Origin of the sequence: Flavonifractor sp. DFI.6.63 (assembly GCF_024462255.1) — a bacterium.
GTDB classification, from domain to species: Bacteria; Bacillota; Clostridia; order Oscillospirales; family Oscillospiraceae; genus Lawsonibacter_A; species Lawsonibacter_A hominis.
The window spans coordinates 1-287 of record NZ_JANGBE010000132.1; the positions used below are offsets into that span (position 1 = coordinate 1).

Consider the following 287-nt stretch of genomic DNA (forward strand, 5'->3'; position numbering starts at 1 on the left):
GCACCAACGGCCGCCTGCAGGACCTGCGCCAGGCGGCGGCGGTACTCAAAGGCCGCCGGGTGGCCAAGGGCGTGCGCAGCATCGTCATCCCATCCACCCAGCAGATCACTCTGGACGCCAAGGCCGAGGGGCTGATCGAGACCTTTATCCAGGCCGGCTGCGCCGTGTCTACGCCTACCTGCGGCCCCTGCCTGGGCGGCCTTATGGGCGTGCTCTCCGACGGGGAGCGGGCCATCTCCACCACAAACCGCAATTTCGTGTGCCGCATGGGTCCCGTCACCTCGGAG

The 287-nt window shown here is 68.6% G+C and carries 1 protein-coding gene; it reads left to right on the plus strand.

From position 1 onward, the window contains the following. The coding region (locus tag NE547_RS18210) for an aconitase family protein (protein WP_256176643.1) at positions 1 to 287 on the plus strand (287 nt) is incomplete at both ends.